The following is a 26006-nucleotide window of genomic DNA, read 5'->3' as shown; positions in this document are numbered from 1 at the left end:
GTATGTGGTATTTTGCATGGGCCCTCGGTATGCCGCTTGCGTGTTGTTTGGCTATCTTGAATGCGATGTGGCTGGAGCTGCGGTCTGACGATGTCAAACTGGAAGAGCAGGAGAGACTCTGAAGTCTCCCAAAGGACAAACTCGTTTGAATTTGAATCGAGTTTGCATCAATTCCTTAGCGGGGTGTCAGCTGCAAATTCCAACTTCAGGGGGAGTACCGCCTGGACTAGTTTTCAGCCTTCTGAGAATCCGATAGATGGCTGCACCAAGAACAACAAAAAATGGTGCGGTTATGTCTCTGGACTATATATCGAAAACTTGCTTTGCCTTGGAGTTTTGCTTGGCGTCGGTGCTTACATTGCTGGATAGTCGCCGTTGATTGGTTCCGGCTGAAGTTCAGGCCCAAATACAGTTTTCTGCGAAAAACGTATCCGCATTTTCAGCCAAATCGGTCGAAACCAGAGAAATTTGACAATTTCCATCCGTCTTAAAGAACCGTAAATTCTTCTCTCAAAGCGAGGATGGGTTCAACTGATTGACCCTGGTTTGAGGCTGTGGGGGCAGGAACTCGGACTGGAGAACGGACAACGTTCTTGCGGTTCTGATCATTTACGGTGATGCCATGCTATCCTTTGCCCGAATTTCGCGGCTCGCTCTCACGTTCCTGTCTTGTTTTATGCTGCCGCTTATGGCCAAAGCCGATGCGACCAACGCGATTGTCTACAACAGTTACAAGTTCGACGGAGCTTTTAATGAGCTCGCGAGCATTGGCGTGCAACGGGCGCAGGAAGAGCTTCACGTTTTAATGCGTGAACGGGTCGCGATGAGTGATGACGAAGCCATCGTCGCCTTGAGGGCTCTTGCTGAACACGGTCTGGAACACATTATCGTGTTGGGTCAGACGAACGAAAACGCTGTGCGCCTTTCTGCGCTGGCGTTTCCCAAGACCAAATTCACACTCATTGACGGACATGTTGAGGGTCTGGCCAACGTCCGCTCCATCATGTTCGCTGACGAGGAAGCGGGATTTCTTGTTGGCTTTGCTGCAGGTCTGAAAACCAAATCAAATAAAGTTGCCTCGATTGGTGGCATGGACCTTCTGGCAGTTCGGCGTCTCATGTGTGGATTTGCTGTCGGTGCAATGCACGCCAATCCAAGCGTGGAAATTCTGTCTTCTTTTCTGGGAGACAATTTGGATGCATTCCGAAATGCGGAGAAGGCCCGGTCTGTCGCTGATCTCATGTTGGATGCTGGAGCTGATGTTCTCTTTGCGCCAGCGGGCCGAGCCGCGGAAGGGGTGGCAGAAGCTGTCCGAGAAAAAGCAGGTTTTGTCATCATGGTGGACATGAACCGGAATGATTATGTCCCGGGCAAGGTCCTGACGTCAGCGATTAAACGGATCGATGAGGCTGTCTACCGCACTTTGCAGGATGTTGCTTCAGGTCGGTGGGAGCCGGGGGTAACGCGATTGGCGCTTGCTCATAATGGGGTTGATTGGGCGGTGGATGAGAACAACCAGTTTGTGGTTGCGGACATCGAACCAGCTGTCAATCGGCTCAGGACGCAGATCGCAGACGGAAGCCTGATTGTTCAACCAAACTCTGCCCTGGAATACTGTTCCGGGGCCTTTTAGCCTTTGGGTCCTGACCCTAGAGCTTACAAAAATGCCCTGACACTTGGTCAGGGCATTTCTCAATTTTTATAGTGGCAGACGTTAGGCTGCCTTGGACTTTGCTGCGCGCAGGGTGTCCAGAATGTTCTGCGGGGAAGACGCACCGTATGGGTCGGTTTCGCAGTTGTCGGAGAAGCCTTCTTCTTCGAACCACAGTTCAACCGCGCCATCATTGATGACTGCGCCATAGCGCCAGGAGCGCATGCCAAAGCCGAGGTTATCCTTGGCAACGAGCATGCCCATCTTATGGGTGAATTCGCCAGAGCCGTCCGGAATGACTTTGACATTGTCGATGTTCTGCGCCTTCGCCCAAGCGTTCATGACGAAAGCATCGTTGACGGAAACGCAGTAGATTTCATCAATGCCTTCTGCCTTGAACTCTTCATAGAGTTTTTCAAAATCGGGCAGCTGGTACGTGGAGCAGGTCGGGGTGAACGCGCCCGGCAGTGAAAACAGAACAACGCGCTTGCCCTTGAAATAGTCGTCGCTGGTCTTGTCTTCCCAACGGAATGGGTTCGGGCCTTCGATAGACTCATCGCGCACGCGGGTGCGGAAGGTGACAAGCGGTACGTTCTTGCCGAGCATGGTGTACTCCTGAAATCAAAAATGAAGCTTCTCCCCGAAGTCGTGACGATCAAGCGGTCTGCGGGAGGAGGGCAAATCACGCTCAACAACCACCAACTACGGGTAATTACGGGGCTAGGGTAGCCTACTTGCTGCGCTGCGGCAAGAGACCAAGTGCCGCGTCGATGTGGATTATTAATGGGACGTTTGAAGCTGGGTGCTTTTCACAATTGCGAAGTGATGCACTGTCATTCCAATCGTCATGAATTGACTGCCCATCTGGTACAATTGCACTATCTTCTTCTGAAATATCATCGATGGAATTTGGGAGAGTACCGGATGGCGGTGCAACGTGTTTCACGACTTGTGGTGGCCGTAACTGCCTTCGTGGTGCTCATAGTCGGGGCTTTGTTCAGTCGCCCGGCAGCTGCTGTTCCCGAAACCGTCTTTCAATCCGTGGTGTCGGTGTTGCCGGTCTGGCCGGACAAGCCGCAGGCAGGGGGCGGAACACCGCTGGGAGCGGCCCCCGAAGGGTCTGGCATTGCGATTGCCAAGGGCGGAAAAATCGTCACGGCCTACCATGTGATCGAGCCTGCCGAACGGGTGGATGTTCGCCTTCATGATGGACGCATCGTGCCAGCCAGTGTGCTCGGCATCGACAAACCAACCGATATTGCTCTTCTTGAAATTGAACCTGATCTCCCGGTTTTGCCTGTTGCTGATAGTCCGGCGCTGGCCAGTCCGGCTTGTGTGATCTCCAACGCCTACGGGCTTGATCTGTCGGTGACCTGCGGTGTGATTTCAGCGCGGCATGTTTCCAATGCCGGGTTCAATCCGGTTGAAGATTTCCTGCAAACGGATGCAGCTGCCAATCCGGGGAGTTCTGGAGGTGCGCTTGTTGATTCTCAAGGCCATCTGTTGGGGATGATGTCTGCGATTTTTGCCTCCAAGTCCGGCATGAATATCGGGGTCAACTTTGCGGTTTCTTCCGAGCTGCTGATACGGGTTGCTGGGGAATTGTCAGATGGTGGCGCTGTTAAGTTCGTGTCAGCCGGGTGGGGACTGGACGTGCCTCCGCGGAGTGATCTGGCCAAACGCGCTGGCGTTTTGGTGATTGGCCTGGAAGAACGTGGGCCAGCACAAAACGCCGGGCTTCGAATTGGGGACTTGCTGGTCAATGTGCGGGGGAGGGCCGTAACATTTCCTCGCGATGTGCTCTCAGCTCTTGCCAGTGTGTCACCGGGAGATCAGGCGGAAGTTGTTTTCGTACGCGATGGCCAAGAACAAACGGCGGTGCTGCAGTTTGCAGATCAAACCGCGAAACGGGAGCCACAAACTGACCGCCAGGCTGCAAATGATGATTGCCCGCATCTGGCAGCCGTTTGCAAAACGCGCCAAGCCGTTTTCCCGGTGTCAGCTTTTGATCCGATAGGCAGCAGCGTGCGGATTGGTGAGGAATTGCTGGTCACAAATCGTCACATAACGGCGGATCAAACGCAGGTCACCGTTTACACGCCTACTGGCGAATTGACCGGTGAAGTTTTGCCGTCAGCTTATGAGGGGGATCTGGCTCTCATTCGGGTCAAAGGATTGCCTAAGGATGGCTTGATTTTGAAAGTGCGTGACCCCGACAGTTTAAGTGGTCCATTTCATTCCGTTGGAGCGGATATCAGCCAGAGAAAGGTTCGGGTGTTTCCGCAGGGAGAGTTGATTTCAGCGCCTGCAGATAGCGCACCGCTTGGTCGTCTTCATGTCACAGCCCACATGCAGCCGGGAGTGAGCGGGGGTGCGTTGGTGAACGCTGAGGGCGATTTGATTGGTATTGCAACGAGTGGCGGGCAGGGACGGTTCGAGGCCATTCCCTTGGACGATGTTGCCGAGTTGATCCTGTTGCGCGGGTCTCCATATGCCTACAGCACCTTTGAGAAGTTAGGGGCTACCTTGCGCAAATGTAAGGTGGAGCTTGAAGCGGTAAAGGAGCGAAAGGCTGCTTTGACCAACGGGCAGGCCGATGAATTGGCGGAGCTGTGTCTTTCGTCTGAAAATTACGGTCTCTTTCAGGAAGCAGGTGATACGCTCGGCCGCCAAAACCACCTTCCGGAAGCCATCGCGCTGCATCAGGCCGCGCTCAAACAAGTGCCCAATTCGCTAAATTCTCGGCTTTCGCTTTTAACTGCCTTCCAGCAAGCCGAGGAATACAAAAAGATGGTCGCCCCTGCGCATGTGCTGCTGAAGCTTCGGCCGAACTCCCCTTTAGTGTTGCGACGTGTTCTACAAGCAGGTGTTTTGGCCAAAGACCGTTCCCTTGCTGAGGCTGCCTTGGTTCGTCTTGAAGCGCTCGGAGGTCCGGAAGCCAAACAGGCTCGCCGCTATTTTGACAGGGCAGAGTCTTTGTTTGATGGGTCTCAGTAGTAGCAAAGTACTGCGCGCTGATTCTCAAATGTTCATAACTTCGAGACTCCATTTCGAAGAGTCTGACAGCCGATGCTACGGTTTGGGTGCAAAATAAAAAACTGTGCAACCCCTGTCTTCGGAAATACACATGGCTACTTTTGCCCATGCGTCTCAGAGTACTCCAGAGAATATACATGAAATGCTTGCGGTTTGGGGCCGCGAGATCGCCGAAGCTCGTATCCGGTTTGGATTGAGCGAAGACGATTTTGCCACCTGTCTTTTTGTTGCCCCAACAACGATTTCGCGGCTCGAAAGAGGTGACCCCTCGGTCAGCCTCGGAATATTTGTGAACGCGTTGTGGGCGCTTGGTCTCAATGAGAGGCTGGACGCTGAATTTGTAAGCATAGATGAAATATTTTGCGTGCCTGGAGAAGAAGTTGATTGCGTTCCGGAGGCATCACCCCCATCCAATGACGACAAAGAGGCCACAATGTCCTTTAAGGCACCAATCGGCCCGACGCTCATTACGAAAACAACGGGCCATATGAGCGACACAACCGGTACTTGGGCAGTCTTTCCGCAAGAAAATCCGGTTCAAAACCTGCAGACGAAATTGCAAGAGCTAAATCGCGCGACCGTTCAATCAGGGGCAGACAGCATCCAGAAATTCAAGGATGGTCTGAAGTCCAGCGTTGAAGGCGGTTTCACAAAGTTCCTGAAGCTGGCGACAGGCTACGATCTTCATCATGTTGATATGCGTTTCTTCCAGGCGCGCACTGTCGATGCAGTCACGGGGCTGTTCAGCATTCGCGGGGAAGATCAAAAACAGTCAAAGCCAGAAACGCGCCGTGAGCGTCGTCGGCGGATCATTTGCCGCGCGGTTGCGCAGGCGCGCCACTTGAACGGGGCGAATGCGAATGTTCCCCCGCCCAATGCAAAGCCCAAGCTTGCAAAATACTGACGTTTTCTTGGTGGGAAACGATGGCCCCTGAGCCTTGGTGACAGGCTCAGGGGGAGACTTCAATTTTTAGAAATATTGCTCGGCGGTGTGCCTGTTTCCATCCAGCTTTCAAGAGCCGTTAAAGGGTCAAGGCTGCCTTGAGAGGTACCATCTGGTCCGGGCAGGATACCACAATGATCCATGCCGGGGATCATGAAGAGGGCAACGCTTTCCTTGAGCTTGTCTTCGCCACCAGCTTGTTTTGACGCTTCCTCATACCAATCAACTGTCTTGAAAGGCGTGACGATGGCATCGGCCCAGCCATGCCAAACGATCATTTTGGCGCCAGCTTCCCGAAAGGCAGAGATGTCCGGATTGTCGGCATTGTAGACCGCTGCCATCGTATCCAGACGCGCAGGATCCTCATCAAAGTCAAACTGCCGCGGAGACCAGTTTTTGCCAGGATCATCGGCAAACGCCATATAGGCACCGAAATTGGTGGTGAACGCGTTGACCAGTCGGCCAGCACCTTTCTCATTGCCGGTCAGCCAGAGCCACCAGAATGGCTCCGACCCGGCTGGGACGCCGCCTGGATACAGCTGTTCCCCTTTGGAATTGACAGGCCCCTGTCGCCATTTGGCCAAAACACCCATTTCAGCTTCGGTCAGGCAAGTATCTGTTGCTTCTGCGGTGCATTGGAGAGCTGACAAATCCGGTTCGCATAGTCTCGGGTCCGCAATCAGGCCGTCTTCCTTACCATCCAGCCCATCGCAAGCGGCCATAACAGCATCCCCGATCAGGCTATCCTTGCCCGGTTTCAATATCCAATTGCCGCTTGAATCCATATTGGCTTGCATCAGCCAGCTCATCTTGGTGGCAACCAGCCCGGTGTAATCCATGGCTGGAGCGCCTGATATGATGCCGTCAAACATGTCTGGATATTTTAACGACGCCATATGCGCCATCCGGCCACCTGTCGAGCAGCCTTGAAAAATCGCCTGCTCCTGCGGTTTCCCGTAAAATGCCTTGATAAGTTCTCCAGCTAACCGATTGGTTTCACCAATTGAGCGCCAGCCCCAATCCCGTTCTGCGTTGGGGTTATCGTTGGCCCACGCGGCATCAACGACGGAAAGGCCATGGTGCCCGCTGTCGGAGGTTGCTGTTGCATAGCCTTTTTCAAGGCCGGGGCGCATGGCGTTGACCCAGCCTTTACCAGCATCCGCTCTGCCCAGAATTCCACAAAAACCGCCGCAGCCAGCCTGATAGAATTTGCCGTTCCACCCCTCCAAGGGGAGGCGGACTTCAATAGAAATTTCAGGAAGAGCTCGTGCGCGAATCTGGCAAAAAGCAGGTGTGCTGTCCTGCGCTTCGACAATCCGAGCGGAGGTTACAAAACCACCATCCAGAAACACATTGGTCAGCGACTGACATTTTTTTTGAGCCTCAGCGAAGGCCGTGTTGGGTAGGGCAGTCACTGTTAAAAGAGCTGTTGTGATGGTGAAAAGAATTTTCATAATGCCTCCCATGCTCGCCTTTCGATCAGCTTATTCACTTTGGGAAAAAAGCGATACACGCTTGAGGCGATCAAAGGTTGTGATTGGTATTTATTCCAAGCTCTTTACGGGTGATCGGTGCAACTCGCGGCTTCCGACGTTAGTTTAGGTCCCGAATTAAATACTCTCAAGATCAATATTCCGTAGTGTCATCAAAAATGCAATCAAAAGTAGCAATCATAAAGTAACATATTAATCCCGTTTGATATGAAAAACCTGTTTATTTAACTTATGTCAAATTAATCCAGGGTAATAAACTTGAGTATTTCACGTAGATAATACAACTCTATTTTATTATACTTTTATTCATTTTGAAGGAGCATCTCATGTTCATGTAATTGATCGCGGTGGGGCGATCTTTGTGTTTGACCTAATAAACAGGGCAAGTGGGATGTTTCGAATAAAGCTGTCGGTAGGTGCAAAGATAATTCTACCCGTTGCGGGATTGGTCGTGATGATAGGCGCCGTGTCGATTGCGGTTCAGCAAAGCGGTGAAAACGCAAGTGCAAATGCGATCACTGTGAAAAACTATGAAGTTCCCAAGGCGACTTTGACCCTGTCACTCATTGATGAGCTTGGAGATATGAACTCCAACGTATTGGAGTACGTCAGTGCTGAATCCGACGAGGTAGGGGGCTTCCACACCAATAAGGCAGAATTTGACGCTTTTCTAAAGGAATACACTCAGGTTGTCGGCAAAGAAGACCAATCAGCAGTCGAGATCCGGCAGGAATTTGAGCGCTATACGTCTGCCGTCGAAACCAAGGTCTTTGATACCTACAACCCGGACATCGAAGTTGACTCTGCCATGACGGTTGCAGATCTGACTGCGGTCGGTGAAACCATGGAAGATCTGCTGAATGAAATGAAAGAAGCCGAGATCAAAGGGGCCCAAGAGACGGAGACTTTGCAGGAAATGTTTGAAGACGACCTGCCCGGTGTTCAGTACTACCTGGAAATGGTTGATGAGGCGGGCGATATGGTGTCAGCCCTAAATGCTTACATGGCCGGTAACAGGTTAGCTGCGAATGGCTTTTTGGAGGATGCTGCATCCTTTAGTGAATACATGGCTAAAATTCGTCCCTTGGAAGCAAAACCGGACGAAACCAAGAAATTGGACAAAATTCAGGCTGACTTTGAGGTTCTGTTCGCGGGTGGCAAAGAGCTGTTCGCCGCTTATGACCCTTCCAAGAAGGTGCAGGCTCTGGGGGCAATTGACGGATTGGAGCATGAAGTATTCTCTCCGCTGGAAGACAAGCTTGACGACCTGGCAGCAACAGCAATCGCAGCTGAGCAAAAAGCGCTGACCGAGCTGGTGTCAGAAATCGGCTTCGTCAACACACTTGTCTGGGTGCTGCTTGGTGTGGCTGTTGCCATGGGGGCGGTCACCCTGTTTATCGTTCGCAAGTTTGTGACACGTCCGCTTCAGTCCTTGCAAAACGGCATGACGCGCCTTTCTGAAGGGGATCTGGATATTCAGCTGACAGGCGAAAAACGGACCGATAAAATTGGCGATATGGTTCGCTGCGTGGGTGTCTTCCGGAAGAACGCTCAGGAGGTAGCGGAGCTGCAGGAGAATACTCGTCTTTCAGAAGAACGGTCTCGCGAAGAAAAGCGCCAGATGATGGAGCGCCTCGCCAATGACTTCCAGCAAGGTGTGGGTGGGATTGTCAACGAAGTGTCCGACTCTGCCGCGAATATGCACAACACTGCTAGCGATTTGACCAACACTGCCGACCATTCCAAGTCGCAGCCAAGCGGGGCAATGTCCTCTGCTGTTGAAGCTTCTGGTAATGTTCAGACTGTTGCCTCTGCTGCAGAAGAGCTTGGTGCTTCCATTCAAGAGATCAGCGGCCAGGTCAATGAGCAGAGCAACAAGACAGCTCATGCCTTTGAGGTGACCAAAGCCAGCCGCGAGCATATGCAAGCTCTGACCCGCAAGGTGGCGGATATTGGTGAAGTCCTGAACTTGATCACCGGCATTGCCGAGCAGACCAACCTTCTGGCCTTGAATGCGACGATTGAGGCCGCACGCGCTGGGGAGGCCGGAAAAGGCTTTGCCGTTGTTGCCTCCGAAGTGAAAAGCCTGGCCAACCAGACTGCAAAGGCGACAGAGGATATCGCCAGCCAGATTAGCGCGGTTCAAGAAGAAACCAACGCGACCATGGGCTCTATTGAGGAGATCGCGAAGGAAATTGAAATCGTTGCTGAAATCGCAACAGCGATTGCAGGTGCGGTGGAAGAGCAAAACGCGGCAACCCACGAAATTGCGCAAAGCATCAACCATGCTGCCTCTGGCACGGACCTTGTCAGCAAGAGCATGGAAGAAATGAATGCCGGTGCAGAACGCACAGGTGTTGCTGCTGAAGCCATGCTTGCCTCTGCAAGCGAGCTGTCTGAAAAGGCATCTTCGCTGAGCGGAATGGTGGACACATTCCTAACAGAAGTCCAGGCAGCGTAATACACTTCCAAGACGAAGGGGCAGGGCGGTTGCGGGGAGCGCAGCCACCCTTTTTCTTTGTTTAAAGCCTCTGACTGGCGCTCATTGTCCCTCGTCTGCAACTATGATCTAAGCAGTTTTGACAGTGATTTTTAGTTTGGGGACCAATCCATTGACACGCCGCACCAGCAATCAGGACGCCTTTGAAACCCGCGCCATTCATGCCGGACAAGAACCCGACCCGCAGACCGGCGCGGTGGTCACCCCGATCTATACATCCAGCACCTTTGTGCAAGGTGGCATTGGCGATAATCGCGGTTTTATCTACTCGCGCTCCGGTAATCCGACCCGTCTGATTCTGGAAGCCTGTCTGGCTGACTTAGAAGGGGCTGAGACGGCGATTGCGTGTCCGTCAGGTCTCTCCGCTGCCTCTACTATTTTGGAGCTCCTGGAGTCGGGCGCGCATGTCGTGGCGCATCACGATGTCTATGGCGGCATCTACCGCCTTTTGGAGATGGTGCGCAGCAAGTCTGCCGGGCTTGATATTACCTTCGTGAATTTCTCCGACAAGGAGGCGGTGAGGGCGGCTATTCGTCCGGATACGGCCATGCTTTGGTTTGAAACGCCGTCCAATCCGCTGCTGGAGATCGTCGATATCGTCTTCGTGGTGGAAGAGGCAAAGCGCGTCGGGGCCTTGAGCGTCTGCGACAACACTTTTTGCTCGCCCTATTGCCAGCGCCCGCTGGAGCAGGGCGTCGACATTGTCATGCACTCTGCTACCAAGTTCCTGAACGGACATTCGGACCTGATTGCCGGTGTAGTCGCTGTGTCAACGAATTGCGATCCAGAGATCGTGAAGAAGATCCGCTTTCTGCAAAATGCTACCGGCGCGGTCATGGATCCGATTGCCTGTTCAACCTTGCTTCGGTCGCTGAAAACCCTCCCCATTCGCATGGAACGGCATAACCAGAATGCCGAGAAAATTGCTGTCTATCTCGATGAAAACGTCGAGCGTCTCGGCATCGCCAAGCTGATCTATCCGGGCCTTTCCTCCCATCCGGGGCATGAAGTTGCGAAACGCCAGATGAAGGGTTTTGGCGCGATGATTTCCATGGAAGTCACGGGCGGACAGGCGCGGGCGGAAAAGATCGCTCAATCTCTCAGACTGTTCGCCTTTGCCGTCAGCCTTGGTGGGGTGGAAAGCCTTGTGCAGCATCCGGCCAACATGACTCACGCCATCTTGCCGCCGGAGCGGCGCCAAATGTTGGGTGTCACCGACAACCTCCTGCGCCTCTCCGTGGGGATCGAGCATGTCGACGACCTGATCGCGGATCTCGAAAGCGCGATGACATCGGCTTGAGGGGCCAAAAACGGATACTGTTTGTCCTCTTCCGCGCAATTTCGATATCAGCTTAGCTGTCTAGGAGATAAAAAGGTGAATGAAGGAAAATGGGTGAGAGTGACTGAGGCTGAAGATGCGGCTCACTCGATCCGTCACGCTTTGGCTTTTGCAACATTATTGAATGAGGATGAGCAAATATGGAAATGGCTGATTCTTGCGCTGCACTCAGCATTGCAGGGAGCGTGCGTTTGCCATTTAACCACTACAGCGCAGCCAATAGGTGCTGTGACTAAGAAAAATGAAAAGAAATGGTTGGAATACTTTGAAGCATCTAGGGTCAATGAAAAAATAGATCCGCCCCAAACGTATCTTATGTCGCTTCCGGATTTACTCAAAAAGATCCGAAAACCCAATAGCTGTGGTGGTAGCACTTACCCAAATGAGATCACGCTGAGTGATCATGAACTTTCTCGTTTGACAAAACTACATGATGAAATCCGAAATCAGTTTGTACATTTTTCGCCAACCGGATGGGCTATTGAGATTTCCGGCACGCTTGAAATTGCCAAGTTGGTGGCTCGCATTGTAAATGACATATTGCAGGCCGGATGGGGATTTAGACATCTTTCTGAGGATCAAAAGGCGGAGTTGCGGCAAAATCTTGAAAAACTGTCAAATTTGGAAATGCCGTGACTTTGGAACTTGCAAATCGTTTTTGATATTGATTTAGCTCATTAGTATCGCGACAAAAACACCTGCTTTGCCTCATGGCGCCGAGAATGATATGAGGCGGGCATGACCAAGATGTCTCGCCTTTATTCCGACCATCAACCGCGCTTTGCCGTGGCACCCATGATGGAGTGGACGGATCGAAACTGCCGCGCATTTCACCGGCAGTTGTCGTCGCGTGCGCTGCTTTATACCGAGATGGTGACGACGGGCGCGGTGATCCATGGCGACCGGGAGAAGCTGCTCGGGTTTTCCGATCTGGAGCACCCGATTGCCTGCCAGCTTGGCGGGTCTGATCCTGCAGATATGGCGACTTCGGCGAAGATTGTCGAGGACTGGGGCTATGACGAGGTCAACATCAACGTCGGCTGCCCATCGGACCGCGTTCAATCGGGCAGTTTTGGAGCGTGCTTGATGCGCGAGCCGGACCTTGTTGCCGAGTGTGTTGCCGCGATGAAGGCGGCCGTTTCCATTCCCGTCACGGTCAAATGCCGCATTGGCGTGGATGATCAGGACCCGGAAGAGGCGTTGGATGCGGTGGCGGACAAGGTGTTTGCTGCCGGCAGCGATGCACTGTGGGTGCATGCCCGCAAGGCGTGGCTTCAGGGGCTGTCGCCCAAGCAGAACCGGGACGTGCCGCCTCTCGATTATGATCGGGTTCTGCGGCTGAAAGCGCGGTTTCCTGAGAAATTTATTGGCCTAAATGGCGGGTTGGCTGACCTTGATCAGGCCGAACCGTTTCTGGACACGCTGGACGGCGTGATGCTGGGCCGCGCGGCCTATCACAATCCCGGCCTGATGGGCGAGGTCGACCGGCGGCTTTACGGTGAGGACGTGGAAGACGTGTCTCCCTGGCAGGCGGTCGGAAAATACATCCCCTATATCGAGGACGGTCTGGCGCGCGGTGTGCGTCTGCCGCACATGACGCGGCATATGTTGGGCCTTTTCCATGGACGGCCCGGGGCAAAGGCGTGGCGGCGCATCCTGACTGTTGAGGCGATCAAGCCTGAGGCGGGGATTGAGGTCGTGCAAAAGGCGCTTGAAGCGGTCTCCGCCCCAAATCGGGTGCGGGACGCGTTTGAAGATGATAACACGGGTCAGAGCAGCAGGGCCGATGACGCGGCCTGATCCGCTGCTCCTCCTGTCACATCCCGGAATCAACCATAATGGAAACCGCCATTTTCTCCCTTGAGGCCCTTTGGCTGGGCGCCGCGCTTCTGGCTGCCGGTCTGTTCGGCATTGGTGGGGGCGCGGTTCTGGTGCCCGTGCTCTACCAGTTCCTCACATTCTTGCAGGTGGATGAGAGCGTGCGGATGCACATTTCCGTTGCCACCTCTTTGGCTATTATCATTCCGACATCCACCCGCTCATTTCTGGCGCATAAGAAAAAGGCGCGGCGGATTTGTCTTTGCTGAAAAGCTGGCTGATCCCGCTGCCGCTTGGCGTTCTGGCAGCTTCGCTGGTGGCGGCCTCTGTGTCGGGGGCGGGGCTGAAGGGCATTTTTGGCGTGATTGCACTGGTTCTCGGCCTGCGCATGCTGTTCGACCAGCCGCATTGGCGGCTGGGCAGTGATATTCCGGGCAACCCGATCCGCAGCTTCTGCGTGAGCGTTCGGTATTCCCGCTCTGACGGGGAGCGCAGTGGGGTGATAATGTCCATTTTCGTTAATGGACATTGTGAGGCACATTTTGGGTACGAAGAAGGGCAGCAAGAAGCGGTTTTGGTCGGATGACGAGAAGCGGTCGATCTGTTTGCAGGCCAGAGTGCCGGGGGTTTCGGTTGCGCAGGTTGCGCGCCGCTCTGCGATGAATGCGAACCTGATCCACAACTGGCTGCGTGATGAGCGGTTTGCGCCAGAAGACAGCGATTGCGTCCTTGATGGAGCGGCGTTTCTACCAGTGGAGATAGAGGGCCCGCAGGCCGCACCAGGCCACCAGATCGCGGCGCTTGCCTCGGATATGCCGTTGTCGGCTCAGCGGGTTGATATCACGCTGTCGGACGGGCGGCGGGTATTGGTGGAAGGGACGACGGCGCTGCCGACGGTGCTGGCTTTGGTTGAAGGTCTAATGCCGTGATCCCCGTGCCGTCCAACGCGCGGGTTTGGCTGGCTGCCGGGGTGACGGACATGCGGCGCGGGTTCAACACTTTGGCGGCTCAGGCGGAGAAGGTTCTGGAGCTTGATCCCTATTCTGGACATCTGTTTGTGTTCCGGGGACGGCGCGGTGATCTGCTGAAGATCATCTGGTGGGATCGACAGGGCGCATGCCTGTTCAGCAAGCGCCTTGAGAAGGGCCGGTTTGTTTGGCCTGCTGCGAAGGACGGTAAGGTCAGCGTGACGCCCGCGCAATTGTCGATGTTGCTTGAAGGCATAGACTGGCGGATGCCGCAAAAAACATGGCGGCCCCTGAGCGTCGGATAGGCCAATATATTGGCGTTTGCGCGCCTCTCGGGATTCAACTTACGCCCTTGATCTGATATAAGATCGAAGATGCTGAAGGACCTTGATATCACCCCGGAGGACCCCGCCGAATTGAGGGCGGTGAACCGCCTTCTGGCCGACGAGGTCAAGGCTCTGAGCCTCAAGGTCGAGCAGCTTCAACACCAGTTGCACGGGGCCAATCGGCATCGGTTCGGCTCCAAGTCTGAGGGTCTGGATCAGCTCAATCTCGATCTGCTCGAGGACGCCGAGATTGTTGAGGCCGCTGAAGACCAGGCAAAACAGCCCGCCCCGTCGCAGGAGGGAGTTGATCCAAAGCCGAAGCGCAAACACAGCCGCAAGCCCTTGCCGGATCATCTGGATCGGGAAGACGAGGAGCTCTCTCCCGGTGATGAATGCGGTCGTTGTGGTGGCAACTTGCGCACCCTGGGTGAGGATGTCACCGAAGAGTTGGAATACGTGCCGGGACGCTTCAAGGTGAAGCGGATCATCCGGCCCCGCAAAGCCTGTTCATGGTGCGAGGCGATTGTGCAAGCGCCGCTGCCATCGCGCCCCATTGAGCGTGGGCGGCCCGGACCGGGATTGTTGGCCCATGTTCTGGTAAGCAAATATGCCGATCATTTACCCCTCTATCGCCTGAGCCAGATCTTTGCCCGTGAAGGCGTCGATCTGGACCGCTCGACCATGGCCGACTGGGTTGGTCGCTCGACGGCCCTGCTGGAACCTCTTGCCGATGCCATCGGACGGATGGTGCGGCAAGGACCTGCGCTTTTTGCCGACGATACGCCCATCAAAATGCTGGCCCCCGGCAACAAGAAGACCAAAACGGCGCGGGTCTGGACCTATGTGCGGGATGAGCGTGCCTGGTCTGGCCAATCGCCACCCTGTGCATGGTATCAGTTCACGGTGGATCGCAAAGGAGAGCATCCCGTTGCTCATTTGTCGGGATACAAGGGCTGGGTCCATGCGGATGGATATTCCGGGTTCAACGGTGTGTTCGGTGACGACAAAGCCGATGAGATGGCCTGCATGGCGCATGTACGACGCAAGTTCGTGGATGTCTTCTCCTCGCAGGGCAGCGCCATTGCCGAAGAAGTCATCCGCCGGATTGCTGAGCTTTACGCTATCGAGAAAGAGATCAGGGGCATGCCCCCCGAAGACCGCGCTACCATCCGGCAGGCTAGGGCAAAACCGATCTTTGACGCCTTGGAAGAATGGTTGCAGACGCAATTGCCCAAAATCTCGGGAAAGTCACCACTCGCGCAGGCCATCCGCTATGCCTTGGGCCGAATGCCGAAAGCACGCCCATACCTTGAGCTCGGCCATCTGGAATTGGATAACAACACCGCCGAGCGCGCCGTTAAACCCGTCGCCATCGGACGCAAAAATTGGATGTTCTCAGGCTCCCAAGGCGGCGGCAAAGCCATGGCTATCGCTTATACCCTGATCGAAACGGCCAAGCTCAACGGTGTTGACCCTCAGGCCTGGCTGACCTGGGTCCTCGGTCAAGTCGCCGACCACAAAATCACACGCCTCGACGAACTTCTGCCCTGGCGTTACGCTGCTCAGGCAGCGTAACAGGCCGCATCGGTGTCGCGCCAGAGCGCCTTCGCCGGACGGTCACGATGAACAACACTTTCATGACGCTCTACGGCCGCCCGATCCATCAGGCCGTAACGACCTCCTCCGGCACGGGACTGATGATTTCCATTCCCGGAACCATCGGCCTCATCTGGGCCGGGTGGGGTGCAGATTTCCTGCCGCCGTTCTCCGCGGGTTACGTCAACCTTCTCGGCGTTCTGCTGATCATCCCCGTCACCACCTTCGCTGCCCCCTACGGCGTCAAATTTGCCCACGCCTTGCCCCGCCGAAAGATGGAAGTGTTCTTCGGCGTGTTCTTGCTGGTGGTGGCTGCTCGGTTTTTATTCGGGATGTTGGGTTAGGGGCGCGCGCGAATATTAACGGTTGCAAGCTTTGTGAGTTGAGAAGCTATTCGTCCAGATTAACGCAAATCTGAATTGGTCATCACCGGACTTGATCCGGTGATCCACCCCGTGATGTTACCGCCCACGAAACAATCTGAGTTTGAACGGAATGGATGCCATGATCAAGTCATGGCATGACGGATAGAGTGGGCAGCGCCCAAGGTGGTCATCCCCGAATTGATGTTGGATCTGCTATCTGAATGCGACAAAGGCCCCGGATCAGTGTCCGGGGCGGCACAGAATGTCGGTTGCGAACGGCATAACTGCGCCCTCAAGGCACCATGACGAGTTTGTCGCCTTCGATGTGCCAGCGTTGCAGGCGGTCGAGGGCGGTCATGCCGAAGAGGCTGTTTTCCAGCGCGCCCTCGCGAGCGACAAAGCCGCGGATGTTGCGGAAGGTGGCGTCGCCGACGTGGATTTCCGAAATCCGGATCGGAGCGACGAGAGCGCGGCCATTTGCGGTAGAAACGGGCACTCTAAAGACCAGTTCAGTGTCCAGAAAACCGGCCTTGCGCGCGTCTTCATAGGTCAGAACAACGGCAGATGCTCCTGTGTCGAGCAGGAAGTGAACCGGGGCCTCGTTCACCTTGCCATCCAGCACAAAATGCCCGGTGGCATCGCGCACGATCAGGATTGTTCCATCTTCCTGTGTAACCGCTAGGCCCGGAGCCAGCGCTCCCAAAACCCGGTACCCGCCTTGAACCAGTTCTGCCCGGTAGGTGTAGCCCGTGACGAGAACGGCGGTGAGGCCACCCCAAAACACGATGCCTTTCAGTATGTCGCGGACTTTAGGCTGGCCAAACACAAGGCTGGCAAGAAAGACGATGGCAAGGGCAGACAAGGCGACGAGACGGGGGCCGGTGTCGTCAAAGTCGAAGTCTTCCGGTTGGGTGGGCCAATTGGCAACTGCATAAAGGCCAGCTGCCACACAGGCACCAATGATGACAGCGAGAACAACAAAACGGGCAATCTCGCGTCCGCTCATGCGTCAAGCCTCTGCGGAGACCAAACGGCGTTCGTCAAGAACTGCCATAACGGCACTGCGCTCGGCATCGCTCATACGGGACCAACCGGCGATTTCATCCAGTGAGCGAAAGCACCCTTGGCACAGGCGAGTGGCTTGATCGATCTGGCACAATTTAATGCAAGGTGACTCCATAATGCCGATATAGGGTCTCCATTGCGGCAATGCCAAGGCTTGAACGACAGAAAGTGTTCAGTTTCCTTGAATGAGTTGGTTTTGCCGTGTGGTCAGTCGAAGTGGCAAATTCAGGAAGGAAGAGGTCGCCCCGCTGACCAGATTTCCTAGATTGCTGACACCAGCCTCTGCCGTGGATGAATTGTCGATATTCAAGTCTTTGAGTTGCGTGTTTTTGATAAGATTTTCAATTTGGGGCGCGTATTGAGCTAGTTGGGCAAATTTTCCGTGATTGGTTCCGTCATTGCCCTGAATATCGGTTAGGTCGAACACCACCGCGCCCAGCTTGGCCAGTTCATCGTCGTTCGAAAAGGCTCCAAGACGTTCCTTGCCGCCTGCTAGAGTTTGAGACAGCTGGAGTGCACGATCATCATGGGAAAGTACGACGACATAAGGTGGGCCTGAGACACCAATGCGTTTGAGATTTGCTTTAAAGAGGTCAATATCGATGTCTGGTGCCGCCATGACTACCAGCCGAAGCTTCCCTTCTAACAGTCGCTTGTTTTTTGGATCTATTCTCGCAGCCATCTCCATCAAAAGAAAGTTGCCCATTGAGTGGGCGAGGATCGAAATGTTGCGTGCGCGGCTTTTGGAAAGAAGAACAAGTGTTCGTTCCAGCGAATCTCGCGCAATTGCCGCACTATTCAAATCATAGATGTAATCACTCAAGTGACCGCTTGATGCCCATGTGAAAAGGACTGGAACCTCTGGCATGTCAGCGTCATGAGTGACTTGTGTGAAACGGTATAAGCCCTCGGCAAATTTTGTATTGTAGCCGTGGATGAATAGAGAAACATTTCGGTCTTTGGGCGGCAGCTTCTCCAGTTGTCTGTTCAAGTCATTCAGAAACTGCTTTTCGCTGTCGATATATGAAGCAGAACGAACCACAAAGTCTTTGTTTGGATTACCTGGAGGGGAGGATGGCCACTCAATGTTTCCAGGTTTGTGGTTTGGTGGGACAGAGATTGTTGCCTTGGCAAAGTCCACCCCCTTCTTTGTCCTCTCGCCATTGAAGTAGGTGTCCGGTGTTGCGTCGCGGTCCCGGGTAGTAGCAATCAATAGCGTATGCTCTTTCGCGCCGGGGGCTGGGTCGTGACTAACAGCGAGAGCCCCGGTTTCCGGACGACTGCCGCATGCGCCAAGTGTGACACACACGGTAAGTAAAACGACAAAACTATGATTGCGCCGAGAAGACAGAGTTCTGCTTATGTTGAATAGTAATTCCCAGTTGATGTTGCACACTTTGCTCGCCCCCGTGATGTAGTGAATTCTACCTGTTGGTAACTCATTTCAGAGTAGTGCGTTAACATCAATGTAGAAGTTGAAGTATTTACTGTATTATTGGTATTTTTTTGCTCTTTATTAATTATTTTAAGTTGTGCTTCATGAGAGGTATATTCTCAATTGTAATTCTGATGTTATTGGGAAAGACCACCGAATGGTGCTGTGACGATCTTTATGGGGAGTGTTACCGCTGTCTGGACAGTGCAACCAATGAACGAACCGAGGTCTGCTCCGGTCTGGGCCAAAGCTCCAGCGTCATTATGCTGCGTGATGGACTTTTGCTTGAACAGCGCCTCCAATTCCGGGGCATAGCCGGCCAACTGGGCAAACTTGCTGTGGTTGGCACCATCGAGCGAGTCGAGTTCGGTCAGATCAACGACAATTGCGCCAAGTTCCGCCAGTTCTTCATCATCGGAATAGGCGCCTACACGTTCCTTTCCGCCTGCGATTGCGCGGGAAAGCCGAAGAGCGCGATCATCCTTTGAGACGACAATCAGATAGGGGTTGGGCGGTTTGCCCAACCGGCGCAGTTGGGCCTTGAAAACATAGATATCGATATCCGGAGCGGCTAGAATCACGCGTTTGATTTTGCCGTCCAAATGCTTACGCTCTTTGAGCGGAATGCGCGCGGCTGTTTCCATCATCAGCCAGTTGCCCATGGAATGGGCAAGAACGACAACTTCTTCTGCGTTGCTGTTCACCAATGCGTGGATCGTACGCTCAAGGGAGTCGCGGGCTATCGCGGCGCTGTTCAGATCATAGACATAGTCTTGGAGTTGGCCGCGAGACGCCCAAGTGAACAGAACCGGGACACCTTCGTAGTCGGAATCATGAACGAATTGGGTGAAGCGGTATAGCCCCTCTGCGAAAAGTGTGTTGTATCCGTGGATGAACAGGAAGACTGTCCGTTTCCCTTTTGGTAATTGGGCAAGGCGGGCATTCAGCTTTGCCTTGAAGGCGTCATCACCGTCTATATATCCGGCTTGCCGGGTCACGAAATCTGTTTTTGGATTTCCCGGTGCACTGTCGGGCCATTCAATTTGTCCGGGCTTATGGCTTGGCGGAACGGAATTGCTGGCCTGAGCAAAATCCATTCCCTTGTCGCGGCGTTCGCCATTGAAAAAAGTGCCGGGGGTTTCATCACGCTCGCGGGTGGTGGCAATCAGGATGTCGTGGGTTTTGGCACCGGGGGCGGGCTCGAGGTTGACTTCCAGAGCACCTGTGGTTGGGCGGCTGCCACATGCGGCCAGCACGAAACAGAGAAGGACCATGGCCATCGCCTTGCTCGGCCAATAATGGTTTGTTTTCGTGCACAACACCACGTTGCAGTCCTTCCTCACTTCACTCAAAGGCATCAATGGCAATTTTGAGCGCGCCTTGCAAACCTTATTCCGTAGCGCAGGTAATTGGCTTGGTGATTATGGCAGAAGCAAGAGGCCAAGGAGAAAAGCCAGACTGCTGATTTGCTGGATGGCACCGAGCACATCTCCTGTTCCACCTCCGATTTTGGCAACGGCCAGCCGTGCCACGGCAAGCGAGGCTAGGATTGAAAGACCAAGACCGGTCAAGTTTGCCAAAACAGGCAGCTCAATGAGGGATGGGATCAGACAAAAGCTGCCAAGGGCCAATGCAAAGGTTCTGCTGTTCAGGTTTGGTGTGCCAAACCGCGCTGCCAAACCATCGCGCCGAGCAGGGGGAAGTATGCTCCATTGCCAGACCATGAGTGCGCGCGAGATAGCTTCTACACCCAAAAGCGTCACCATGGCATCTGCCGCGCCAAAACGTGTGATCAGGGTCGCTAACAGGACTGCCTTTAACCCGAGAGACAGCACCAGCGCGATGGTTCCAAAAGCACCGATCCGGCTGTCTTTCATGATCTCCAGCCGACGTTCTGACGTATGCCCTCCAAAGAAGCCGTCTGCGACATCAGCCAAGCCATCTTCGTGAAGCGCACCGGTGATAATGGCAAGCGCGGCAACGACTACAAGGGCTGTCGCAAGCGGAGGCAAGGATGTCGAACCCAATGCAAGTCCCAATCCGGCAGCGGGCAAGGCGACAAAGACACCGGCCAGGGGTGCTGCTCGAGCAACGCGAGTGAAATCGGGAAGAGACATTGGATCGTCAACGTTGTTCACGCGAGCCAATGGCATACGGGAGAAGAAGCGAATGCAGGCTGCTGTATCTGCAAAGAACAGAGCAATCGGGTTTGTCGTCATGCGCCAGGAAGATGTTGCGCCTTGGGCGTCCTCTTGTGCATTGGTGTCGTTTTCAGAGGCCATCCATACCGCCCTTGGCTTGTCTTTTAATCGCTCGCCGTTATAGATCGGCTGTCCATGAACGCCAATCGCCTTCCATTCCAGCTGGAGCTAGTCCCTGATGTCACTCGCTGAATCTGCAATGCCTTTCTCAGACATCCGCAATCTCGTCAAGGCGATGCCGGGACCGGATGAAGAAGCGCTGGCGCAAGTGAGGGCCCGTGACGCTCAACTGACAAAACCAGCCGGGTCACTTGGCAAGCTGGAAGAGATTGTCGAGTGGTATGCGAGTTGGTCCGGTAAGGGCGCTCCCAAAATCACCCGTCCGCTCGTAGCCATTTTTGCAACAGCGCATGGCGTTGCCGAAGAAGGCGTTTCCGCATTCCCCTCCGCAGTTAATCGGCAGATGGTCGATAATTTTGCAGCAGGGGGCGCTGCCATCAACCAGATTTGCCGTGTCCATGACATTGGTCTGAAGGTCTTTGATCTGGCCGTTGATCTTCCTACACCGTCCATCACCAAGGAAGATGCGATGGATGAACCTAACTGCGCGGCTACCATGGCCTATGGGATGGAAGCGTTGGCAGGTGGCATCGACCTCGTGTGTCTTGGCGAAATGGGCATTGGCAACACAACCGTTGCGGCTGCAATTTATACTGCGCTGTTTGGCGGTGAAGCAGAGGATTGGGTCGGACGCGGAACTGGCGTTGATGATGAGGGTTTGAAACGCAAAGCAGAGGCTGTTCGCGAGGCAGTTGGCCGCCTGCAGGGCGAAAAAGACCCGCTTGAAATCCTGCGCCGTATTGGCGGGCGTGAGATTGCCGCGATGGCGGGATTGATTGTGGCCGCTCGCCTGCAGCGCGTTCCTTTAATCGTGGACGGGTTTGTTGCAACGGCAGCAGCAGCTGTTGTTTATGCCATGGATCCGGAAGGACTGGATCATTGCCTGTTTGCGCATGTTTCTGCAGAAACCGCACATCCACGCGCCCTGCAGATGATGGACAAGACCGCACTTCTGGATTTCGGCATGCGTTTGGGCGAGGGGTCTGGCGGCGCGCTGGCCGCGGGCATTGTCAAGGCAGCTCTGGAGACACATTCCGGCATGGCGACCTTCGCCGATGCAGGAGTTTCTGAGAAGTCTGAGAGTTAAGTGCCGGCCTTTGGGCCTCAGAGACAGCTAATCAAGCCGATTTGCGAACGCTTTCAGCGTTTGAGAAGGTGCCGTCTTTCTTCAAGACGCGGGATGCAGGCAAGGTCATCAGGGCTTCTGTGCCTTCGTGCATCTTTGAGCGCAGGGTGAATTTGCCGCCATGCATATTGACCAAAGCTTGAACAATGGATAGCCCCAGACCGGTGCCTTGCTCTGCGCTCTTGATGGCCATCGAGCCTTGGCCAAAGGCTTCCATGACCACCGGAATTTCGTCTTCGGGAATTCCCGGGCCGTTGTCCTTGACGGATACATATTGACCGCCGCCAGAAGTCCAGCCAACGGTGATGCGAACATCGCCGCCAATCGGGGTGAATTTCACTGCATTGGAGAGAAGGTTCAAAACAACCTGTCGCACCGCGCGCTCATCTGCCCAGACCTTTGGCATTTCTTTTTCAAGGTGGTTGTGCAACGTGATGTTCCGGTCATCTGCTCGGATTTGCATCATGTTGAGGCATTCTTCGACGATTTCCGTGACACTGATTTCTTCTTCCTGCAACTCATGCCGTCCGGCCTCGATGCGTGAAAGGTCGAGGATTTCGTTGATCAGGTTCAGGAGATGCTGGCCAGAGCCGTGAATGTCTGCGGCGTAGGACTTGTATTGCTCGTTTTGCATGGGGCCGAGCACTTCGTCCTTCATGACTTCTGAAAAGCCAAGAATCGCATTGAGAGGCGTCCGCAGTTCATGGCTCATGGTGGCCAAAAAGCGGGATTTTGCCATGTTGGCAGCTTCCGCGCGGCGCCTTGATTCATCAGAAAGCGCGTTTGCCGTTTCCAGCTCGGAAATCAGATGATCTTTCTCGGCGCGATATTCCAGGATCATGTTGGCATTCTTGATGAGCTGATTGCCGAGGATCAGGAAGAAGCCCTGCGCACCAATTGCCATCGCGGCCAATGTGTAGTGGATCGGTGACGGCTGCTGCAGAAAACTTGCGGAAATCGCGATGGTGATTGGCAGTGTGCTTGCCATCAGAGCGCGCGGAATTGTTGCGGCCTGCATTGTGTTCATGGCGACCACAATCAACATGGCGGCGAACTGGAAGACCATAAATCCGTCCGTTGCCGCTGCGCTGTGTGGCAGCAAAAAGAAGCTGGCCCAACACGCGCCGTACACAAAATCACCAAGTGTGAATCTGGGTAACCAGCGTGAACGGGCGCGGTCTTCAGAGGATGCGCGCTCATAACTGGAGCAGGTGAACACCATGAAAGCGTGCATGCCAATGGTGATCGAGCACCAGATCGCGACATGAATGGGTTGGATCCAGAGTGTAGAAATGCCTGCGATGATGAGAGCCAACATGGGCACGGCATACGCGGCGCTGATGCGTGTGTCGGCAAAAAGGTGCAGGCGTTCGATCTGGAATTGGGCAGCTGTCGGATCAGGGGCACCCAGATGCAGTTTGACGTTCTTCAAGGTCCGAGCAACCTCGCGCCGGCGTTCTGCCCGCTTGAGGTTGATGACGTTCTTGGTATCGTCCTGCTTGGTGGAGCCTGAGGTCATGAACCGGTGCAACTGTTGTCATTTTCTTTCCGCAACCCATGCGGTTCATCTGTTTTGACTCACAGTTTCTTAAGATCGTCCTCAGACACATGGTAAATAAAGTGTAACAATATCAAAGTGTTCAATGGGGGGTGAGGAAATTGGCTGAATTGCCAGCGTTGGTGGAAGACATTCGGGCATGCCGGATTTGTGCAGATAATCCGGACAAGTTGCCGCTTCCGCATGATCCTCGCCCAGTCTTGCAGGTCTCAGAGACGGCACGGCTTTGTATTTGTGGGCAAGCGCCCGGCACGCGGGTTCACAAAAGTGGCCGGCCTTTTACTGACCCATCTGGTGATCGCCTGCGAGACTGGATGGGTATCGGGGAAGATATCTTTTACGACCCGCAGAAGCTTGCCATCATTCCAATGGGGTTTTGTTTTCCGGGTCTAGATGCAAAAGGGGGAGACTTGCCGCCACGGCCCGAGTGCCGCAAGGCGTGGCATGATGACCTGTTTGAGGCTCTGCCTCAGATCGAATTGATCCTCGTAATCGGTCAGTATGCCCAAGGTTACCATCTTGGAAAATCGCGTAAAAAATCGCTCACAGAAACCGTTGCGCACTGGCGAGACTTTTGGGACGAATGCTCTTCCAATAACAAGCCAAAGGTCTTGCCGCTGCCACATCCATCTTGGCGGAACAATGCCTGGATCAAGAAGAACCCATGGTTTGAAACTGACCTGCTGCCAGTGTTGAAGCAAGAAGTGGCAAGGCTAGTTTGAGGCGTCTTTTCAGTCGCCTTCGTATCGGATTACAACCTAACCCTGGTACTTTTTACAGATCTATGCACGTCTACACGGCCTAGTCGCTTCTCATTTGCGATTGAATCTGCTTTGAACTTCATGCGTTTAACGAAAGTCGGGAAGCGCGGCCGATCTGGTTCCAAAAAACAAGAACAATTGAAAGTATGACGGGAGGAACTCCTTCCCGAGTGCTGGCTTGGTCCACTTTGCTATAGGGGGAAGGGATGGGGTACATCGTCAAGAAGAACCAGATGGAGCTTGTGAAAGCACTTGGTATCTATACTGACATGGTTGAAGACCTTGGACTGACCGTCACCCAAGAGCATGATTTCAACTATCTGGCCGAGATATGCGATGAGGCTCATGAACATCGGTTGAGTGAGCAATTTTCGCCGCGATATTTTGACTTTACACCCGACAATTCATTCTGGGTTTGTGTCACCAATCGACGGGGCGAAATCCTGTCGTTTCAAGCAGCCCGGCTGGACCATCTGACCGGTATATCCTTGAAGCAGCATTGGGCGGCCCAACAGCAGCGCATCTATTGCGATCCTTATCTGGACGAGCTGCCGGAACTGGGGGTAAATCATGCCTACGCCACTGAACACATCACGGGACGGGTCGTGTATCACGGTGAGATGTGGTTGCATCCCGATCTGCGTGGAGGGCGGAAACTTGGTGGTCCCATTTGCCGGATCGGTCAGCTTCTGGCGTTTTTGAAATGGGACTTTGACTATATCTACTGCTTCATTTCCGATGTCCTGCACCATAAGGGCTTTACGGCTGCACAAGGCTATCAGAACTGCGAGCCGTTCGGGACGGACTGGATCAGGCCACCGTCACACATTCCAACAGACGATTATTTGTGTTGGAACCAGCCGCACAATTTGGTCAGGCTTGCTTGGGCAACCATTCGATCGGCTTGATTGGAGCGGTCATACAACACAATACGCGGCGGTATTTGCCAACCCGCACAGGTACAATCAATCGCTCATAGAGCAGCTTCATGGCGCGCCCCTTGAGGTCGCTGGTTGATACTTGCACGATGTCGAGACTTGGATCACCTTCCAAAGCTGACTTGTATCCGGGAGCCACAAGGCGCTCCAGTTCGTCATCGGGCGTTTTGTTTGGGCTGTCGTGAGACATGGCCCATTCTTCTCCGAAGCACTCGACAACAAATGAGTGTCGGCCTATTGCCAGCAAGGGTGGAGATACGTCACCTTCGCAGGAAAAAGCGCTGCAGGTCATTCGACACCGCAAACTCAACGAAAATTCGGGAAGCGACGGGTGACCCTTTCGGTTTTCCCAAAAAACCTTCCAGAAGGCGGCGGTCTGCTCTCTGGCCAGCCCCTTTTCCAGATAGTCCGCTTTTAGGGAAAAAACGCTGTTCAATGGACCGACCCGCTCTCGGATTTCCGTAAACGCCGGATCAAGATCCATGCAAGGGTCGTGGCAGCGTCAAAGTCTGTCTCAGAAATGTCCTTTATACTCGTGGTTTGAAAATGCTGTTCCAGCAGGTCTTCAAGCAAATGAATGGAATCGAATTTCTCTACTTTATCCAGTATCTGCTGTTCGCGCTCAGGGCGCGTGCGTGTTCTGGCTTCAGTCAGGGTATCCCAAAGCTCCTCAAGGTCTGAAAAATTCATAATGACAATCCTGGAACCGTGCCAAGGGCATTTATCCGATGACTCTTGTTCTCGACTTAGCGATTTGAAGTTTCATC

26 protein-coding genes and 1 pseudogene are annotated in these 26006 nt (G+C 54.1%); 17 read left to right on the top strand and 10 right to left on the bottom strand.

Annotated features, from left to right (window positions below):
* The first annotated feature begins 2 nt into the window (after positions 1–2).
* Complete coding sequence (cydX, locus tag TRICHSKD4_RS29535) at positions 3–122, top strand: cytochrome bd-I oxidase subunit CydX (protein WP_009468333.1); 120 nt, start codon at positions 3–5, stop codon at positions 120–122.
* A 500-nt stretch (positions 123–622) separates the two neighbouring features.
* A complete protein-coding gene (locus tag TRICHSKD4_RS17995; protein ID WP_009468330.1) occupies positions 623–1633 on the top strand; it encodes a BMP family ABC transporter substrate-binding protein in 1011 nt (336 codons plus the stop codon).
* An 81-nt stretch (positions 1634–1714) separates the two neighbouring features.
* On the opposite strand, the gene TRICHSKD4_RS17990 is transcribed toward TRICHSKD4_RS17995, so the two are convergent.
* On the bottom strand, positions 1715–2257 hold the full coding sequence (locus TRICHSKD4_RS17990; protein ID WP_009468329.1) for a peroxiredoxin: 543 nt from the start codon (positions 2255–2257) through the stop codon (positions 1715–1717).
* A 318-nt stretch (positions 2258–2575) separates the two neighbouring features.
* Here TRICHSKD4_RS17990 and TRICHSKD4_RS28375 point away from each other — a divergent pair, with 318 nt between their 5' ends.
* Entirely contained in the window at positions 2576–4648 is a 2073-nt protein-coding gene (locus TRICHSKD4_RS28375; protein ID WP_009468327.1) for a trypsin-like peptidase domain-containing protein, read from the top strand.
* 130 nt (positions 4649–4778) lie between these two features.
* The gene (locus TRICHSKD4_RS28370; RefSeq protein ID WP_009468326.1) at positions 4779–5591 is read left to right on the top strand and encodes a helix-turn-helix transcriptional regulator; all 813 of its coding nucleotides are present in this window, start codon (positions 4779–4781) and stop codon (positions 5589–5591) included.
* A 59-nt stretch (positions 5592–5650) separates the two neighbouring features.
* Here the strand turns inward: TRICHSKD4_RS28370 and TRICHSKD4_RS17975 are convergent, their stop codons facing one another.
* Entirely contained in the window at positions 5651–7084 is a 1434-nt protein-coding gene (locus TRICHSKD4_RS17975) for a tannase/feruloyl esterase family alpha/beta hydrolase (RefSeq protein WP_009468325.1), read from the bottom strand.
* A gap of 493 nt (positions 7085–7577) precedes the next feature.
* Here TRICHSKD4_RS17975 and TRICHSKD4_RS28365 point away from each other — a divergent pair, with 493 nt between their 5' ends.
* The 10 genes and pseudogenes from TRICHSKD4_RS28365 to TRICHSKD4_RS17930 all read left to right on the top strand — a co-directional run.
* Positions 7578–9584, top strand: a complete 2007-nt coding sequence (locus TRICHSKD4_RS28365; RefSeq protein ID WP_247642838.1) for a methyl-accepting chemotaxis protein — start codon at positions 7578–7580, stop codon at positions 9582–9584.
* Between the two features lie 151 nt (positions 9585–9735).
* Positions 9736–10923, top strand: coding sequence for a PLP-dependent aspartate aminotransferase family protein (locus TRICHSKD4_RS17965; RefSeq protein WP_040617205.1), 1188 nt, complete (start codon positions 9736–9738; stop codon positions 10921–10923).
* A 75-nt stretch (positions 10924–10998) separates the two neighbouring features.
* Complete coding sequence (locus tag TRICHSKD4_RS17960) at positions 10999–11598, top strand: hypothetical protein (RefSeq protein ID WP_009468321.1); 600 nt, start codon at positions 10999–11001, stop codon at positions 11596–11598.
* A 102-nt stretch (positions 11599–11700) separates the two neighbouring features.
* Positions 11701–12762, top strand: a complete 1062-nt coding sequence (gene dusA, locus TRICHSKD4_RS17955; protein WP_009468320.1) for a tRNA dihydrouridine(20/20a) synthase DusA — start codon at positions 11701–11703, stop codon at positions 12760–12762.
* 38 nt (positions 12763–12800) lie between these two features.
* Entirely contained in the window at positions 12801–13049 is a 249-nt protein-coding gene (locus TRICHSKD4_RS32400; RefSeq protein ID WP_009468319.1) for a TSUP family transporter, read from the top strand.
* On the top strand, positions 13037–13366 hold the full coding sequence (locus TRICHSKD4_RS32395) for a hypothetical protein (RefSeq protein ID WP_371256844.1): 330 nt from the start codon (positions 13037–13039) through the stop codon (positions 13364–13366). The genes TRICHSKD4_RS32400 and TRICHSKD4_RS32395 overlap by 13 nt, the downstream gene beginning before the upstream one ends.
* The gene (locus tag TRICHSKD4_RS17945) at positions 13323–13709 is read left to right on the top strand and encodes a transposase (RefSeq protein ID WP_009465943.1); all 387 of its coding nucleotides are present in this window, start codon (positions 13323–13325) and stop codon (positions 13707–13709) included. The genes TRICHSKD4_RS32395 and TRICHSKD4_RS17945 overlap by 44 nt, the downstream gene beginning before the upstream one ends.
* The gene (gene tnpB / locus TRICHSKD4_RS17940; protein WP_009465831.1) at positions 13706–14053 is read left to right on the top strand and encodes an IS66 family insertion sequence element accessory protein TnpB; all 348 of its coding nucleotides are present in this window, start codon (positions 13706–13708) and stop codon (positions 14051–14053) included. The genes TRICHSKD4_RS17945 and tnpB overlap by 4 nt, the downstream gene beginning before the upstream one ends.
* 69 nt (positions 14054–14122) lie before the next feature.
* The gene (locus tag TRICHSKD4_RS17935; protein WP_009465942.1) at positions 14123–15649 is read left to right on the top strand and encodes an IS66 family transposase; all 1527 of its coding nucleotides are present in this window, start codon (positions 14123–14125) and stop codon (positions 15647–15649) included.
* Positions 15650–15696: 47 nt separating this feature from the next.
* Positions 15697–16014 (top strand): annotated as a pseudogene (locus TRICHSKD4_RS17930) (TSUP family transporter); the annotation flags it as partial.
* 313 nt (positions 16015–16327) lie between these two features.
* Here the strand turns inward: TRICHSKD4_RS17930 and TRICHSKD4_RS17925 are convergent.
* The 5 genes from TRICHSKD4_RS17925 to cobS all read right to left on the bottom strand — a co-directional run bounded on the left by TRICHSKD4_RS17925 (position 16328) and on the right by cobS (position 20817).
* Positions 16328–17041, bottom strand: coding sequence for a TIGR02281 family clan AA aspartic protease (locus TRICHSKD4_RS17925; RefSeq protein WP_009468314.1), 714 nt, complete (start codon positions 17039–17041; stop codon positions 16328–16330).
* Positions 17042–17044: 3 nt separating this feature from the next.
* The gene (locus tag TRICHSKD4_RS29525) at positions 17045–17215 is read right to left on the bottom strand and encodes a DUF1289 domain-containing protein (protein ID WP_139052224.1); all 171 of its coding nucleotides are present in this window, start codon (positions 17213–17215) and stop codon (positions 17045–17047) included.
* Positions 17216–17272: 57 nt separating this feature from the next.
* A complete protein-coding gene (locus TRICHSKD4_RS17920) occupies positions 17273–18496 on the bottom strand; it encodes an alpha/beta hydrolase (protein WP_009468312.1) in 1224 nt (407 codons plus the stop codon).
* A 176-nt stretch (positions 18497–18672) separates the two neighbouring features.
* Positions 18673–19809: an alpha/beta hydrolase gene (locus tag TRICHSKD4_RS17915; RefSeq protein WP_208993125.1), complete on the bottom strand. Its 1137-nt coding sequence runs from the start codon at positions 19807–19809 to the stop codon at positions 18673–18675.
* Between the two features lie 147 nt (positions 19810–19956).
* A complete protein-coding gene (gene cobS / locus TRICHSKD4_RS17910; protein WP_009468310.1) occupies positions 19957–20817 on the bottom strand; it encodes an adenosylcobinamide-GDP ribazoletransferase in 861 nt (286 codons plus the stop codon).
* Positions 20818–20914: 97 nt separating this feature from the next.
* Here cobS and cobT point away from each other — a divergent pair, with 97 nt between their 5' ends.
* Positions 20915–21943 (top strand): nicotinate-nucleotide--dimethylbenzimidazole phosphoribosyltransferase, encoded by a 1029-nt coding sequence (gene cobT / locus TRICHSKD4_RS17905; RefSeq protein ID WP_009468309.1) that lies wholly within the window; start codon positions 20915–20917, stop codon positions 21941–21943.
* Between the two features lie 31 nt (positions 21944–21974).
* On the opposite strand, the gene TRICHSKD4_RS17900 is transcribed toward cobT, so the two are convergent.
* Positions 21975–23501, bottom strand: a complete 1527-nt coding sequence (locus tag TRICHSKD4_RS17900) for a HAMP domain-containing sensor histidine kinase (protein WP_040617088.1) — start codon at positions 23499–23501, stop codon at positions 21975–21977.
* Between the two features lie 140 nt (positions 23502–23641).
* Between TRICHSKD4_RS17900 and TRICHSKD4_RS17895 the strand changes: the two genes are divergently transcribed.
* Together TRICHSKD4_RS17895 and TRICHSKD4_RS17890 are read left to right on the top strand one after the other, a co-directional pair.
* Complete coding sequence (locus TRICHSKD4_RS17895) at positions 23642–24262, top strand: uracil-DNA glycosylase family protein (protein ID WP_009468307.1); 621 nt, start codon at positions 23642–23644, stop codon at positions 24260–24262.
* A 245-nt stretch (positions 24263–24507) separates the two neighbouring features.
* A complete protein-coding gene (locus tag TRICHSKD4_RS17890; protein ID WP_009468306.1) occupies positions 24508–25209 on the top strand; it encodes a hypothetical protein in 702 nt (233 codons plus the stop codon).
* On the opposite strand, the gene TRICHSKD4_RS31265 is transcribed toward TRICHSKD4_RS17890, so the two are convergent.
* Complete coding sequence (locus TRICHSKD4_RS31265; protein WP_208993124.1) at positions 25175–25429, bottom strand: hypothetical protein; 255 nt, start codon at positions 25427–25429, stop codon at positions 25175–25177. The two genes, TRICHSKD4_RS17890 and TRICHSKD4_RS31265, sit on opposite strands and share 35 nt — an antisense overlap.
* Positions 25430–25671: 242 nt before the next feature.
* Positions 25672–25929: a hypothetical protein gene (locus tag TRICHSKD4_RS30330; RefSeq protein ID WP_009468304.1), complete on the bottom strand. Its 258-nt coding sequence runs from the start codon at positions 25927–25929 to the stop codon at positions 25672–25674.
* Positions 25930–26006: the final 77 nt, after the last annotated feature.

It is taken from the genome of Roseibium sp. TrichSKD4 (assembly GCF_000148725.1).
Classification (GTDB): domain Bacteria; phylum Pseudomonadota; class Alphaproteobacteria; order Rhizobiales; family Stappiaceae; genus Roseibium.
Note: the sequence above shows the minus strand (reverse complement) of the source record. Positions and strands in the feature narration are given on the sequence as shown.